Source organism: Dactylosporangium sp. CA-052675 (assembly GCF_050947935.1).
GTDB lineage: Bacteria > Actinomycetota > Actinomycetes > Mycobacteriales > Micromonosporaceae > Dactylosporangium.
Window position 1 is genome coordinate 2,613,204 of sequence record NZ_CP192010.1, and the last position, 15,261, is coordinate 2,628,464.

10 protein-coding genes are annotated in these 15,261 nt (G+C 75.2%); 7 read left to right on the forward strand and 3 right to left on the reverse strand.

The features are described 5' to 3' along the window. Window positions 1-80: 80 nt before the first annotated feature. Both ACQP1P_RS11840 and ACQP1P_RS11845 read right to left on the reverse strand, forming a co-directional pair. A complete protein-coding gene (locus ACQP1P_RS11840; protein WP_433085926.1) occupies window positions 81-680 on the reverse strand; it encodes a TetR/AcrR family transcriptional regulator in 600 nt (199 codons plus the stop codon). A gap of 30 nt (window positions 681-710) precedes the next feature. After that, window positions 711-2,429 (reverse strand): BTAD domain-containing putative transcriptional regulator, encoded by a 1,719-nt coding sequence (locus ACQP1P_RS11845; protein WP_433085928.1) that lies wholly within the window; start codon window positions 2,427-2,429, stop codon window positions 711-713. Between the two features lie 101 nt (window positions 2,430-2,530). Here ACQP1P_RS11845 and ACQP1P_RS11850 point away from each other — a divergent pair, with 101 nt between their 5' ends. After that, window positions 2,531-2,653 carry a hypothetical protein gene (locus ACQP1P_RS11850; protein WP_433085930.1) on the forward strand — a complete coding sequence of 41 codons (123 nt, stop codon included), beginning with the start codon at window positions 2,531-2,533 and terminating at the stop codon, window positions 2,651-2,653. 173 nt (window positions 2,654-2,826) lie between these two features. On the opposite strand, the gene ACQP1P_RS11855 is transcribed toward ACQP1P_RS11850, so the two are convergent. After that, entirely contained in the window at window positions 2,827-3,192 is a 366-nt protein-coding gene (locus ACQP1P_RS11855) for an MmcQ/YjbR family DNA-binding protein (protein WP_433085932.1), read from the reverse strand. 186 nt (window positions 3,193-3,378) lie between these two features. Between ACQP1P_RS11855 and ACQP1P_RS11860 the strand changes: the two genes are divergently transcribed. From ACQP1P_RS11860 to dnaE, 6 genes are all read left to right on the forward strand, one after another. Further along, the gene (locus ACQP1P_RS11860) at window positions 3,379-3,720 is read left to right on the forward strand and encodes a hypothetical protein (RefSeq protein ID WP_433085934.1); all 342 of its coding nucleotides are present in this window, start codon (window positions 3,379-3,381) and stop codon (window positions 3,718-3,720) included. 65 nt (window positions 3,721-3,785) lie between these two features. Further along, window positions 3,786-4,904: an ATP-binding protein gene (locus tag ACQP1P_RS11865; protein ID WP_433089966.1), complete on the forward strand. Its 1,119-nt coding sequence runs from the start codon at window positions 3,786-3,788 to the stop codon at window positions 4,902-4,904. A 662-nt stretch (window positions 4,905-5,566) separates the two neighbouring features. Beyond that, window positions 5,567-8,329, forward strand: coding sequence for a DUF5682 family protein (locus tag ACQP1P_RS11870; RefSeq protein WP_433085936.1), 2,763 nt, complete (start codon window positions 5,567-5,569; stop codon window positions 8,327-8,329). A gap of 242 nt (window positions 8,330-8,571) precedes the next feature. Beyond that, complete coding sequence (locus ACQP1P_RS11875; RefSeq protein ID WP_433089968.1) at window positions 8,572-9,687, forward strand: VWA domain-containing protein; 1,116 nt, start codon at window positions 8,572-8,574, stop codon at window positions 9,685-9,687. Further along, window positions 9,684-11,624, forward strand: a complete 1,941-nt coding sequence (locus ACQP1P_RS11880; protein ID WP_433085938.1) for a hypothetical protein — start codon at window positions 9,684-9,686, stop codon at window positions 11,622-11,624. Before ACQP1P_RS11875 ends, ACQP1P_RS11880 begins: the two co-directional genes overlap by 4 nt. Before the next feature lie 103 nt (window positions 11,625-11,727). Then, window positions 11,728-15,261, forward strand: coding sequence for a DNA polymerase III subunit alpha (gene dnaE / locus ACQP1P_RS11885; protein ID WP_433085940.1), 3,534 nt, complete (start codon window positions 11,728-11,730; stop codon window positions 15,259-15,261).

Genomic DNA, 15,261 nt, shown 5'->3' on the forward strand with positions numbered 1-15,261 from the left:
GATCTTGACTAACTCCTGGTATTCCATGTCGAACCCGATTGTGCGCCGTGCCGCGGGCGGGGGCCACGGCATTTCCGGCCTCACGGTGCGTGGCGCAGCCCGTCCAGGATGACCCGGACCGCCGTCGCGCGCGTCGGCTCGTCCGGTGCCCACAGGGCCGCGTGCGAGGCCCCGACCAGCACCGCGACCACCGCGGCGCCCCCGACGTCCGCGCGCACCGCCCCGGCCGCGCGGGCCCGGGCGACCAGCGCGTCGACGGCGGCGAGCAGCGCCGCGCGCACGTCCCGGACCACCTCGGTCACGTCGACCCCGGCGCCGGAGAGGGCGTCGGCGAACGCGTGCTTCGTGGCGGTCTGCTCCACGACGCGCTCGAGGAACCCGAACAGCGCGGCGCCGGGCTCGTCGTCCTCGGCCGCCCGCCGCGCGTGCTCGACCAGCGCGCGCATGCGCTCGACGAGCACCGCCTCGAGCAGCGCTTCCTTGGTGGGGAAGTGCCGGAAGACGGTACCGATGCCCACGCCGGCCCGCCGGGCGACCGCCTCGGTGGGGGCTCCCACGCCCTCGGCCGCGAACACGGCCTCGGCGGCCTCGAGCACCCGGGCCCGGTTGCGGCGGGCGTCGGCCCGCATCGGCCGGGAGGCGTCCGGAGCAGCCGCTCCGAATCCCTCGATCGGCGTCACGGGTCCGACTGTACGGGGCCGGGCCGGCGCTCAGGCGAGCCGGGCGCGCAGGTGCTGCCCCCGCGCGGCGGAGACCTGCGCCGCCACCGCCGCCCGCACCAGGCCGCTGCGATGCCGGACGTGCCCGCCGGGCCCCTCGACGAGCAGGTGCGCGTGCACCAGCTGGTCGACGGCCCCGAGCACGTCGTCGAGGTCCAGCCCGCCCGCGGCCGCCACCTGCTCGACCCGCAGCGACCCGAGCGCCGCGGTGAGCCGGAGGATCTCCCACGCCGCCGGCGGCATCCACCGGGTCCGGTGCCGGGCCAGGTGCATGGCGACCTCGCCGCCCAGCTGGGGCCCGAGCTCCCGCGCCGCGGTGACCAGCCCCGGGATCCCGCCGCTGGCCTCGAGCACGTCGCCGGGCAGGTCCGCGTCCGTCAGCGGCGCCGGCCGCAGCACGAGGCCGGCGTCGAGCGCCCCGAGCGGCCGTCCGGCGATCGCCGACGGGTACCGGTAGGACACCACGACCCGCACCCCGCGCTCCCGCAGCCACCGCAGCTCGGCCACGGAGTCGGCGTCGAGGTGCTCGGCGTCGTCGATGGCCACGACCGCCCGCACGGCTCCGCGCGGCAGCCGGGCGGCGATCTCGTCGAGCTCGCCCGGTGACAGGTGCCGCCGCTCGGCCATGGCCGCGTCGAGCACCGCGTCGGCGGGCGTCCCGAGCTGGTGCAGCACCGCGCGCAGCCACCCCAGCCGCAGCGCCCCGCCCGGCCCGGGCCCGCGCCCGAGCCCGACGACATCCGGGTACAGCTCCCGCAGCCGCCCGAGCAGCGCCGACTTCCCGGCCCCGGCGGGCCCGGCGACATGCACGACATCGGGCCCGGACGCGAGCGCCTCGAGCTCGGCGGCGCGCCCGACGAACCCGCCGCGCTCACCCCCGGCCGCCTCCCGGACCGGCGCCACCGCCGCTTCGCGGGGCACCCGGCGCCGGTCCCCGCGCCGCCGCTCGAACGCCGGCGGCCCGCCCTCCAGCGTGGCGACCAGCGCATCCCGCAGCGCCGTGGTGGCGGCGGCGGGCGCGATCCCGAGCTCATCGGTCAGGGCGCGCACGCACCGCTCGTACCATCGCAGCACCTCGTCCTTGCGCCCCTGCCCGGCCACGGCCCGCATCACCACGCGGTAGCCGCGCTCGGCGTACGGATCGAGCTCCAGCGCCTGCCGCCCCAGCCGCAGCGCCCGCCCCGGATCGCCGTCGACGCCCCGCTCGGCCAGGTCGAGCAGCGCCCCGACGAGCGCCGCCCTGACCTCGCCCCGGGCCGGGGCCGCCCAGTCCGCGTACTCGTCCTCGGCGAACGGCAGGTCCCGCACGAGCCGCACGATCTGCTCCCGCACGTCCGTCCGGTCCGGCTCGGCCTCGGCCGCGCGCACCGCCGCCCGCAGCTCGGCCAGGTCCAGCCGCGCGCGGTCGGTCGCGAACACGTATCCGCCCGCCCGCGTCACGATGAACGACCGCGACGTCGGGACCCCCGGCTGCAGCGTCCGCCGCAGCACCGACACATAGTGCTCCAGCGCCGCCGCGTGGTTGCCGGGCAGCTCCTCGCCCCAGACGGCGTCGGCGAGCGCGTCCTTGGACTGCACCCGGTCGTGCCGCGCCGCGAGCACCCCGAGCACCTGCCGGGCCCGGCGGGGCAGGTCCTCGCCGGTCAGCCGCCGCGCGCCCGCGTCCGCGGGGTCGATGATCTCGATCGTGCCGAGCACCCGAACGTCCACGCCGCCGGATTCGGCAGCCCCGCGGGGGATCTGAGTGCTCCCATCGGTGCACTTCAGGTTCACCACAGCCGGACGTCAGCTCGTCCTGCTTCCCTTGGCGGATGAAGCACACCGCCGCCCGGGCCGGCGCGGCCATCCGCCTCACCTGGCGCATCGCCCTGGCCGCCGTCCTGCTCACCGCTCTGGCCGCCGGCCTGATCACGACCATCATCTCAGCCGCCTGAACCGGCGCGCCGCGCGCGGTCACGGGTGCGGCCGCGGGTTTGGCGGGCCTTTTCGCGACCGTCATCTCCGCCGCCGCTTGGACCGGCGCCGCGCGCGGTCGCGGGTTTGGCGGGCCTTTTCGCGACCGTCATCTCCGCCGCCGCTTGGACCGGCGCCGCGCGCGGTCGCGGGTTCAGCAGAGCGGAAGGTCGGCGCGCGCCACGATGAGCCGTGGCGCCGTCATCCGCCACGCCTCCGTGATCAGGTCGGCGAGCTCGTCCTCGTGGGCCTTGCGCAGGCGCACCTGGACCCAGCTGATCCGCCCGGACGCGCGGGCCTTCTTGTAGGCCCGCGGGTCGTCCTCCACGAGCGCGGCCTGCTCCTCCCGGGTCGCCTTCACGAGCATCGTCAGGTCGTCCGCGCACAGGTACGCGAACGCCTTGTCCCGGATCCGGAACCCGAGGTGGTTGCCGTGCTGGCGCTGGTCGACCTCGGGCAACAGCAGCACCATCCGTAGCGCCTCGTCGACGCTCACCCCGCGTACGGCCCGCAATCCCATGACTCTGATGTAACAGGACGGTACGACACTTTTCCCGGGATCCGATTTTCCCCTTTTGGCGACTTTGTCGGACCGCTCCGCTCGAATCCGCATCGCCGCAGGTCGGGGCCGCCGCCGCGAAAAAATGTCGGTGGGGGTCGCTAGTGTGTCGCCCGTCGGGACGGATCGCGAGGGGGTCGGCAGGCGATGAGCGAGGACCGGTTCGTCACACCGGCCGAGTGGCGCAGGCACCTGCTGCCGCGCCGGGGCGGGATGCCCGTGCCGCATGTGCCGGAACCGGGCGCCGCGGCCGTCGTGCCCGGCGCCACCCAGGGACGGCCCGGCATCCGCGAGAGCCTCACCCACGCCGGAACGCCACCGGACATCGCCGCGGCCGGCTTCGCCCAACTCGACGGCGAGCCCGCCAGCACGCCGCTCGGCGCCGCCGCCGTCGCCGTGTTCACCCGGCGGCGGGGGCTGCCGTTCGGCTCGCTCGACGCGGTGACGGCCGCGGAGATCCTGCGTGACCTGCGCGAGGTGACCCAGTGAGCGGGGCGCCGCCAGCGGGTGGCGACGGCGTGTCCGGAGCCGCCGGCGTGTCCGGAGCCGCCGGCGTGCAGGTCGCCGGGGGCGGCCGGCCGGGTGGGGACGCCGGTTCGGTGCAGCGGCCGCCGGCCGAGGTGCGGTATGCGGACGAGCTGCGGCTGCTGGCCGAGACCGACGCGGGGCCGCGGCCGCCGGGGTGGGTGCTGAGCCTCACCGCGGCCCGGCGGTTCATCATCGGGGACCCGGGCGCGGGGATCAGCCGCAAGTTCGTCGGGGATCCGTCGCTCATCGACCGGGCGCTGGTGTCGCTGGCCACGAGCCGGGGGCTGATGCTCGTCGGGGAGCCGGGCACGGCCAAGTCGCTGCTGTCCGAGCTGCTCGCGGCGGCCGTGAGCGGGGTGTCGACGCTGACGATCCAGGGCGGGGCGGCGACGACCGAGGACCAGATCAAGTACTCCTGGAATTACGCGCTCCTGGTCGCCGAGGGGCCCTCGACCCGCTCGCTGGTGCGGGCGCCGCTGCTGCGCGGGATGGCCGAGGGGCGGGTGGTGCGGTTCGAGGAGATCACCCGCTGCCCGCTGGAGGTGCAGGACAGCCTGCTGTCGCCGCTGTCGGACCGGGTGCTCGCGGTGCCGGAGCTGACCGGGCCGGACGCGATGGTGTTCGCGCGCGACGGGTTCAACGTCATCGCCACGGCCAACACCCGCGACCGGGGCGTCAACGAGATGAGCGCGGCGCTCAAGCGCCGGTTCAACTTCGAGACCGTCCTGCCGATCGCGGACCTGCAGACCGAGCTCGCGCTCGTGGAGGCCGAGGCGGCAGCCCTGCTGCGGCGCTCGGGGGTGACGGCGCCGCCGCGGCGGGACGTGCTCGAGGTGCTGGTCACGACGTTCCGGGAGCTGCGGACCGGGCGCACGGCCCGCGGCGACTCGATGGACCGGCTCACGGCGGTGATGAGCACGGCCGAGGCGGTGTCCGTCGCGCACGCGGTCGGGCTGCGCGGGTGGTTCCTGCGCGGGGAGCCCGGCACCGCGGCCGACCTCGTCGCCTGCCTCGCCGGCACCGCGGCCAAGGACAGCCCGGAGGATCTCGCGAAGCTGCGCCGATACCTGGAGCAGCAGGCCACCTGGCGCGGCGGCGAGCAGTGGCGGGCCCTGCACGCCGCCCGGCACCAGCTGCCGGGGTGAGGCCCGCGGTGACGGCGGCATGCGTCGAGGCGTGCGACCGCGGCCTGGTCCGCGTTCGTGTGCTCGGTGGGGGGTCGCCGTGGTGACGGTGGCATGGGTCGAGGCGTGCGACCGCGGCCTGGTCCGTGCTCGTGTGCTCGGTGGGGGGTCGCCGTGGTGACGGTGGCATGGGTCGAGGCGTGCGACCGCGGCCCGGTCCGCGTCCGCGGGGTCGCGATCGGGTCCTACGACGCCGCCGGTGCTCGCGCCGGTGCCCACGAGGTTCCCGGTCCATCAGCGGCAGTCGTCCTGCGCCCTCCCGCCGGGCCCGCTGCCGCTTCGGCGCCGGTGATGCCACGGAAGGGACATCGCCCGCGACGGCCACGGCTCCTGCGGTCCAGCGCCCGCCGGAGCCCGCGAGCCGGCCGCGGTGCCCCGGCCGGCCCGCCTGGGACGCCGACCGGCCCGCTTGGGACGCTGGCCGGCCCGCTTGGGACGCTGGCCGGCCCGCTTGGGACGCTGGCCGGCCCGCTTGGGACGCTGGCCGGCCCGCTTGGGACGCTGGCCGGCCCGCTTGGGACGCTGGCCGGCCCGCTTGGGACGCCGGCCGGCGGGAAGGCCGGCGCGCCCGGGACGCTGGCCGGCACGGCCGGGACGCCGACCGGCGGGAAGGTCGGCGCGCGATGACGGTGACGTTCATCGGGGTGCGGCACCACAGCCCGGCCTGCGCCCGCCTGGTCGGCGAGACGATCGCCGCGCTCCGGCCCGCCTATGTGCTCGTCGAGGGGCCGGCGGACATGAACGAGCGCATGGACGAACTGCTGCTCGGGCACACGCTGCCGATCGCCGTCTTCAGCAGCTACCGCGACGAGCATCGGCACGCGGGGTCGTGGGCGCCGTTCTGCGAGTACTCGCCGGAGTGGGTCGCGCTCACCGCCGGCCGCGCCGCGGGGGCCGAGGTGCGCTTCATCGACCTGCCGGCCTGGCACGAGGCCCTGGCCGGGCGCGAGAACCGGTACCGCGACGCCGAGGAGCGCTACGCCGAGGCCGTCGACCGGCTGTGCGAGGCGTTCTCGGTCGACAACGTGGACTCGCTGTGGGACCACCTCTTCGAGATCGAGCCCGCCACCACCACCGCCAGCACCGCCACCGCCGCCAGCACCGCCAGCACCGCCAGCACCGCCACCGCCGCCAGCACTGCCGGCCCGGCGCATCACCCTGACGGCACCTCGGCGGTGGGCGGGACCGGGTCCGGCAGCGCGATCGAGGCGCGGCTGGCGGCCTACTTCGACCTGCTGCGCGGGGAGTCGGAGGCGAGCGAGGGGGACCGGGCGCGCGAGGAGTACATGGCGCGATGGGTGCGGGCCGCGCAACGCGAGGCCGGAGAGCGGCCCGTCGTGGTGGTCACGGGCGGGTTCCACCGGCCCGCGCTGATGCGGCTCACGGCCCGGGAGCGCGCAGCGGCCGCCGACGACGCGCCGCCCGCGCCCATCGGGCTCGCGGCCCGGGATCGCGCAGCGACCGCCGACGACGCGCCGCCCGCGCCCATCGGGCTCGCGGCCCGGGATCGCGCAGCCACCGCCGACGACGCGCCGCCCCCGCCGATCGGGCTCGCGGCCCTGGATCGCGCAGCGGCCGCCGACGCCGCGCCGGTGGGCGGTGTGGGCGTGGAGGCGACGGCAGAGCCGCGCGCGGCGGGAGGCGGTGACGACGCGCCGGTGGGCGGTGTGGGCGTGGAGCCGAAGGCAGAGCCGCGCGCGGCGGGAGGCGGTGACGCCGCGGCGGTGGGCAGCGCGGGCCTGCAGCCGAGGGCCCAGCAGCCCGCAGACGAGGACGGGTGGCCCGCGGCGCCCTCGTTGCCGCGCGGGGCCGTCGGCGGGAGCTACCTCGTGCCGTACTCGTTCCGGCGGCTCGACGCGTTCGGCGGGTACCAGTCGGGGATGCCGTCGCCGGAGTACTACCAGCGGCTGTGGGAGTCGGGAGCGCAGGCGGCGGCCGACGGGCTGGTCGGGGCCGTGGTCCGGCGGTTGCGCCGGCGGCGGCAGGGGGTCTCCACCGCCGATCTCATCGCGGCCCGGGCCTGCGCCGCCGGGCTCGCGCTCGTGCGGGGCCATCGGCACCCGGGGCGGACCGACATTCTCGACGGGCTGGCCGCCGCGCTGGTGCACGACGCGCTGGACGAGCCGTTGCCGTGGGCCACCCGCGGGCGGCTGCGGGCCGGCACGCACCCGGTCGTCGTCGAGATGGTCGCCGCGCTCAGCGGGGACCGGGTCGGGCGGCTGCACCCGGCGACGCCGCTGCCGCCGCTCGTGCACGACGTCGCGGCGGAGCTCGAACGGGAGGGGCTCGACACGGGCGGGCCGGTCGCGCTGAGCCTGACGGCGCCGGACGGGCAGCGGCGCAGCCGGATGCTGCATCGGCTGCGGGTGCTGGCCGTCCCGGGGTTCGAGCGGCGGCACGGGCCGGCCACCGGGGTCGATCCGGTGCTGGACGAGCAGTGGACGGTACACGAGCACGAGCATCGACTGCCGTCGCTGATCGAGGCGGGGGCGTACGGGGCGACCCTCGAATCGGCCGCGGCCGCCCGGATCGCCGAGCGCGTCGCGGACGCGGGCGGGAACGTGGGGGAGCTGGCCGGGGCGCTCTTCGACGCGGCGCTGTGCGGGACGACCCGCCTCTCCGAGCAGGTGCTGCGCGACCTCGGGCTCGGCATCGCCTCGGCGCAGGATCTGGGGGAGCTGGGGCGGCTGCTCGGGGTACTGCTGGCGCTGTGGCGGCACGATCGGCTGCTCGGCACCGCCGGGTCCGCGGCGCTCGGGGTGGTCATCTCGGCCTCGCACGACCGGCTGCTGTGGCTGGCGGAGGGGGCCCGCGGGGCCTCGGCGGCGGCCGACCCGGGGCGGATCGGGGCCGTCGTCGCGCTGCGGGACGTCGTGCGGCACGCGGGGGCGCGGCTCGGGCTCGACCGGGCGGCGGCGCTCGGGGCGATGGCGCGGGTCGCGGCCGGGCGCGACGGGCCGCCGGACCTGCGGGGCGGGGCGTTCGGGTTCGGGTGGGCGCTCGGGGCGCAGGACGACCCGGTGCGGGCGGTGCGCGGTGCGGGCGGCGCGGTGGCGCTCGGGGACTGGCTGTCCGGGCTGTTCGCGGTGGCGCGGGAGGAGGTGCTGCACGCCGAGGGGGTGCTCGATCTGCTCGACGAGATCCTCTCCGGGCTCGGGGCGGAGGACTTCCTGATCGCGCTGCCGGCGCTGCGGCAGGCGTTCGCGTACTTCCCGCCGCGGGAGCGGGAGACGATCGCGGAGCACGTGCTGGCGCGGCGCGGGGTCGCGGGGTCGGGGCGGGCGATGCTGCGGGCGCCGTCCGTCGACGCGGAGTCCCTCGCTCGGGCGGCGGTGCTGGAGTCGCGGGTCGACGCGGCGCTGGCCCGGCACGGGATGCTCTCGTGAACGGCGAGGCGGTGCCGGGACGCCCGGCCGACCCGAATCCCGACGCGGAACCCGACCCGAATCCCGGCGCGGAACCCGACCCGAATCTCGACGCGGAACCCGACGCGGGGCCCGACCCGAATCCCGACGCGGGGCCCGACGCAAAGGCCGACGCGGAGCCCGAGGCGAAGTCTGACGCGAAGCCCGACACGAAGCCCGACACGAAGGCCGACACGAAGGCCGCGGCGGGGGCCGATCCGGGGCTGCAGCGGTGGCGGCTCGTGCTCGGGCACGCCGCCGACGGGGGCCTCGGCCGGGGGGTGCTCGAGGGCGACGCGATGGGGCAGGACGCGGCGCTGGAGTGGCTCTACGGGCGCGACGAGGAGCTGCGGCGGCGCGGGGTCCGGGGCGGCGGGCGGCACGGCGGGGACGGGCCGTCGCTGCTCACCACCGTCGACTGGCTCGACCAGATCGCCAAGCTGTTCCCCAAGGAGACCATCGAGCGGCTCGAGCGCGACGCGGTGGAGCGGTACGAGATTCACGACGTGGTGACCGATCCCGCCGTCCTGGCCCGGATCGAGCCGAACGAGACGCTGCTGCGGGCGGTGCTGCGCACCAAGCACCTGATGGACCCCGAGGTCCTGCGCCAGGCGCGGCGGATCGTCGAGGCGGTCGTGCGGCAGCTCATGGAGCGGCTCGCCACCGAGGTCCGGCGGGCGTTCACCGGGGCGCGGTCGCGCACGCCGAGCCGGTTCCGGCTGGCGCGGGACTTCGACGTGCGCCGCACGCTGCGGGCCAACCTGGGGCATTACCGGCCGCAGGAGGGCAAGGTGTACGTCGAGCGGGCGTACTTCTTCTCGCGCACCCGCCGCCACGTCGAGCGGTGGCAGCTCGTGCTGCTGGTGGACCAGTCCGGGTCGATGGCCGGGTCCGTGATCCACGCCGCCGTCACGGCCGCGTGCCTGTGGGGGCTGCCGGGCGTGAAGACGCACCTGGTCACGTTCGACACCGACGTGACCGACCTGACCGGCGAGGTCGACGACCCCGTCGAGATCCTGATGCAGGTGCAGCTCGGCGGCGGTACCGACATCGCGCGGGCGGTCGCCTACGGCACCCAGCTGATCGAGCAGCCCCGCCGGAGCATCGTCGCGGTCATCAGCGACTTCTACGAGGGCGGGGACCAGGCGCGGCTGGTGCGCGGGGTGCGGGCGCTCGTCGAGCAGGGCACCACGGTGCTGTGCCTGGCCGCGCTGGACGAGCAGGCGGACCCGTCGTACGACCCGGACACGGCGCAGCGGCTCGCCGACGCCGGGGCCGGGGTGGGGGCGATGACGCCGGGGGAGCTGGCGGCGTTCGTGGCGGAGCACGTGGGCCGATGAGGGCGGACGTGCTCGCGCTGACGGCCGGCTCGCTGGCCGCGCTGACGAACCGGGGCCTGGTCAAGCGGGCCACCCGCGAGGTCGAGGCCGCGCCGCCCGGCGTCGCCGAGGACGCCGACGGCACGCTGCGGGGCAGCTTCGCCGACGGTGCCGCTCCCGTGCTGCCGGCCGGCGGGCTGCAGCGGGCGACCTGCACGTGCGGGGCCGTGGGCGTCTGCCGGCACGTGCTCGGGCTGATCCTGGCGTACCAGGCCGGGCGCGGGGAGCGGAGCAAGGCGGCCGGCGGTGCCGGGTGGTCGCCGGGCGTGTTCGCGGACGAGCAGGTCGCCGCGCGGATCGGGGAGCGGATGATGGCCGCGGCTCGCCGGGCGCGGCGGGCCGGGTACCACGCGCGGGTGTTCCGGCCCAGCGCCGCCGACCCCGTCGCGCGCGTCGACCTCGGCTCGGCCACCGTGCGCTTCCTGGTCCCGGACGACCTCGGGTTCGTGCACACCGACGCCGTGGCCGGGACGCGGGACGACGTGATCGCGCTCGCCGTGTGGGCGTTCCGGGAGGCCGACCGGCAGGCGCCGGGGCAGGCCGACGTGCGGGTCGACGTCGGCGAACCGGCGACGGAGCACGGCGAGGGGCCCGACCTCGCCGCCGGGCTGGCCACGGAGGTGCTGCTCGGCGGGGCGGTGCAGCTCGGGGCCGGGATCGTCGGCGGCATCGCGGACGTCGCCCGGCGGCTGGAGCGCGACGGGCTGCGGTGGCCGCTGCTGGCCGTGGGGGAGCTGGCGGAGCAGCTCGAGGCGTACCGGGACCGGGGCAGCGGGTACTCGCCGGAGCGGCTGGCCGAGCTGGTCGGGGAGCTGCACGCGCGGGCGCGGGCGGCCCGGGGCCTCGGCGGCGGGGCCCGGGCCCGGGTGCTCGGCACCGAGGAGGCGGCCGAGACACCCCTGCGGCGGGTCCGGCTCGACGGGCTCGGGTGCCGCGTCGTGGCCGCCGGGAGCGCGGCGACGGGGGACGAGCGGCGGGTCGTCGAGGTGTACCTGGCCCACGCCGACACCGGCACCGTGCTCGTGCTGCGGCGGGCCTGGGAAGGCGACGAGCCCGGGGCGCGGCTCGGGCGGCGGCGGCTCGCCGGGTCGAGCGTCGGGGCGCTCGCGGCCGGCACGCTGGTGACGCAGTCCGCGGTGCGCAGCGCCAGCCGGGCCGTACGGCTCACGTCGAGCCGGGTCGCGAAGGCCACCGTCACGGCGTCGCGCGGCGCGTGGGACCGGCTCCCGGACACGCTGCTCGTGCGGGACCTGGCCGCGCTCGCCGGGGAGCTCGCCGGGCTGCCGCCGCGGGCCGTCCGGCCGCGCATCGAGGCCGAGCTCGTGCGCGTGCTGGAGGTCGCGCAGGTGCACGCCGTGGCGTACGCGCCCGGGGCCCAGCGCCTCCGGGCCGGCCTCGTCGACCGGCACGGCAACCGGGCCGTCCTCACCGCGACCCACACCGCCGCCGCCCCGGGCCGCCTCGACGCCGTCGCCGAGGCCCTCGCGGCCGCGCCGTCGTACGTCAGCGGGGTGGTGCGCAGCACCAGCGGCGGGATCGAGATCGACCCGCTCGCGATCGTGGCGGGGACCACGGTCGTCGTCCCGGACCTGGGCGAGGCCGGCGCCGCGGAGCTCGCGCTGCCGGACGGCGTGCGCGAGGAGCCGCTGGCGGAGGCGCTCGACCACGCGATCGCTACGCTCGCCGAGATGCCGCACCGGGGACTGCGCCACCTTCCGCCGGGCTTCGGTGACCGGCTGCGCAAGGCCGGTGACGGGCTGAACCGGGTCGGGCTCCACCGGGCCGCGGCCGCGCTCGAGACGCTCCGTGACGCGCTCGGGCCGGAGCCCGGTGCGGCGGTGGTGCGGGCGTGGGTCGACGCCCATCTGCGACTGACGGTGACGGCGGAACTGCGGTAGCGCAGTGCCCTTCGACACGTCCGTGGGGGGTCCGCCCAAAGGCGTCCGGATGGGGGTAGGGTCCATGGCCGGACCTGTCAGACCGAGCCCCGGGGGGTTGAGCATGGCCGACTCGTTCGTGCATCTCCACGTGCACACCGAGTACTCCATGCTCGACGGCGCCGCGCGCCTCAAGGAGATGTTCGCCGAGGCCAACCGGCTCGGCATGCCCGCCGTCGCGATCACCGACCACGGCAACATGCACGGCGCGTACGACTTCTACAAGCAGGCCAAGGGCGCGGGGGTGACGCCGATCCTGGGCGTCGAGGCCTACGTCGCCCCGGAGTCGCGCCTCACCAAGCAGCGCATCCGCTGGGGCCGGCCGGACCAGAAGGACGACGACGTCTCCGGCTCCGGCGGCTACACGCACAAGACGATCTGGGCGCGCAACAAGACCGGCCTGCACAACCTGTTCCGGCTCAACTCGCGCGCGTCGATCGAGGGCCACTTCGTGAAGTGGCCGCGGATGGACGCCGAGATCATCGCCGAGCACGCCGAGGGCCTCATGGCCACGACCGGCTGCCCGTCCGGCGAGGTCCAGACGCGGCTGCGGCTCGACCAGTTCGACGAGGCGCTGAAGGCGGCCGCGAAATACCAGGAGATCTTCGGCAAGGACAACTACTTCCTCGAGGTCATGGACCACGGCCTCGACATCGAGAAGCGGGTCCGCGACGGCCTGACCGAGATCTCCAAGCGGCTCAACATCCCGCCCGTGGTCACCAACGACTCGCACTACACGCACCAGGCCCAGGCCGAGGCCCACGACGTGCTGCTGTGCGTGCAGACCGCGGCGAACATCAACGACCCCAACCGCTTCCGGTTCGGCGGCTCCGGCTACTACCTCAAGTCGGCCGACGAGATGCGGGCCGTGGACTCGTCCGAGCTGTGGCAGGCCGGCTGCAGGAACACCCTGCTGGTGGCCGAGAAGGTCGACACGACGGACATGTTCAAGTTCGTCAACCTGATGCCGCGCTTCCCGGTGCCCGAGGGCCACACGGAGGAGTCGTTCTTCCGGGCCGAGGTCGCCCGCGGGATGGCCCGGCGGTTCCCGAACGGCGTGGACGAGGTACACCAGAAGCAGGCCGACTACGAGACGGACATCATCATCTCGATGGGCTTCCCGGCCTACTTCCTCGTCGTCTCGGACTTCATCATGTGGGCCAAGAACGAGGGCATCGCCGTCGGCCCCGGGCGTGGTTCGGCGGCCGGGAGCCTGGTCGCGTACGCGATGGGCATCACCGATCTCGATCCCCTCCCGCACGGGCTGATCTTCGAGCGGTTCCTCAACCCCGACCGCGTCTCCATGCCCGACATCGACATCGACTTCGACGAGCGCCGGCGCGGCGACGTCATCCGCTACGTGACCGAGAAGTGGGGCGACGACCGCGTCGCGCAGATCGCCACCTTCGGCACCATCAAGGCCAAGGCCGCCATCAAGGACTCGGCCCGCGTGCTGGGCTACCCGTTCGCGGTCGGCGACAAGATCACCAAGGCCATGCCGCCCGCGGTGATGGGCAAGGACATCCCGCTCTCGGGCATCTTCGACCCGAACCATCCGCGGTACTCCGAGGCGGTCGAGTTCCGCGCGCTGTACGACAGCGACCCGGACGTCAAGAAGGTCGTCGAGACTGCCAAGGGGCTCGAGGGCCTGATCCGGCAGACGGGCGTCCACGCGGCCGGCGTGATCATGTCCGCGGAGCCGCTCATCGACCACGTGCCGCTCATGCGGCGCGACGCCGACGGGGCGATCATCACGCAGTTCGACTACCCGACCTGCGAGACGCTCGGCCTGCTGAAGATGGACTTCCTGGGCCTGCGGAACCTGACGATCATCGACGACGCGGTGAAGAACATCAAACGCCGCGGGATCGACCTCGACCTGCTCTCCCTGCCGCTGGACGACAAGGCCGCCTACGAGCTGCTGGCCCGCGGCGACACCCTCGGCGTGTTCCAGCTCGACGGCGGCCCGATGCGCTCGCTGCTGCGGCTGATGAAGCCCGACAACTTCGAGGACATCTCCGCCGTGCTGGCGCTGTACCGGCCCGGTCCGATGGGTGCCAACTCGCACACGAACTACGCCCTGCGCAAGAACGGCCAGCAGGACATCACCCCGATCCACCCGGAGCTGGAGGAGCCGCTCAAGGAGATCCTCGGCCCGACGTACGGCCTGATCGTCTACCAGGAGCAGGTCCAGCGCGCCGCGCAGAAGCTCGCGGGGTACACCCTGGGGCAGGCGGACCTTCTGCGCCGGGCCATGGGCAAGAAGAAGAAGGAGGTCCTGGAGAAGGAGTACATCCCGTTCCGCGACGGCATGCGCGGCAACGGCTACAGCGACGAGGCGATCAAGAGCCTCTGGGACGTGCTCGTCCCGTTCGCCGACTACGCCTTCAACAAGGCCCACACCGCCGGGTACGGCCTGGTCTCCTACTGGACCGCGTACCTCAAGGCGAACTACCCGGCCGAGTACATGGCCGGCCTGCTCACGAGCGTCGGCGACGACAAGGACAAGATGGCCATGTACCTCGCCGAGTGCCGGCGCATGGGCATCGAGGTCCTCCCGCCCGACGTCAACGAGTCCACCGGCCCCTTCACGCCGGTCGGCAAGGACATCCGGTTCGGGCTCGCCGCGGTGCGCAACGTCGGGCACAACGTCGTCGACGCGATCGTGCGCTGCCGGCAGACCGCCAACGGGCCGTACAAGGACTTCGACGACTTCCTGTCCAAGGTCGACTCGGTCGTGTGCAACAAGAAGACGATCGAGTCTCTGATCAAGGCGGGCGCGTTCGACTCGATGGGGCACCCGCGCCGCGGCCTGCTGGCCATCCACGCCGACGCGATCGACAACTACGCCGACCTCAAGAAGAACGAGGCCATCGGGCAGTTCGACCTGTTCGGCGACGCGTTCGGGTCGGACGACACCTCCGGCGGCACGGCGATGTCGGTGCAGATCCCGCAGATCGAGTGGGACAAGCGCGAGCTGCTCACCTTCGAGCGGGAGATGCTCGGCCTCTACGTCTCCGACCACCCGCTGTTCGGCCTGGAGTCGGTGCTGTCGAAGGCGGCCGACACCGAGATCAGCCGCCTGTCGGAGGAGGGCGCGATCGCCGACGGCGCCGTGGTCACCCTGGCCGGCATGCTCACCGGCGTGCAGCGGCGCATCACCAAGCAGGGCAAGCCGTGGGCCTCGGCGTCGCTGGAGGACCTCGGCGGCGCGGTCGAGGCGCTGTTCTTCCCGAACACCTACGAGCTCGTCGGGCAGTACATCGCCGAGGACGCGATCGTGGTGGTGAAGGGCCGCGTCGACCGCCGCGACGAGACGCCCCGGCTCATGGCGATGGACCTGTCGATCCCGGACGTGAGCGCCGCCGACGAGAACCGGCCGGTCGTGCTGTCGCTGCCGGCCACCCGGTGCACCCCGCCGCTCGTCGACCGCCTCAAGGAGATCCTGGTCAACCACCCGGGCAAGGCCGAGGTGCACGTGAAGCTCAGCCACGGCTCGCGGGTGACGCTGCTGCGCCTCGGGCCCTACCACGTGAACCCGACGACGGCGCTCAAGGGCGACCTGAAGGCCCTGCTCGGCCCGAACAGTTTCAGCTGA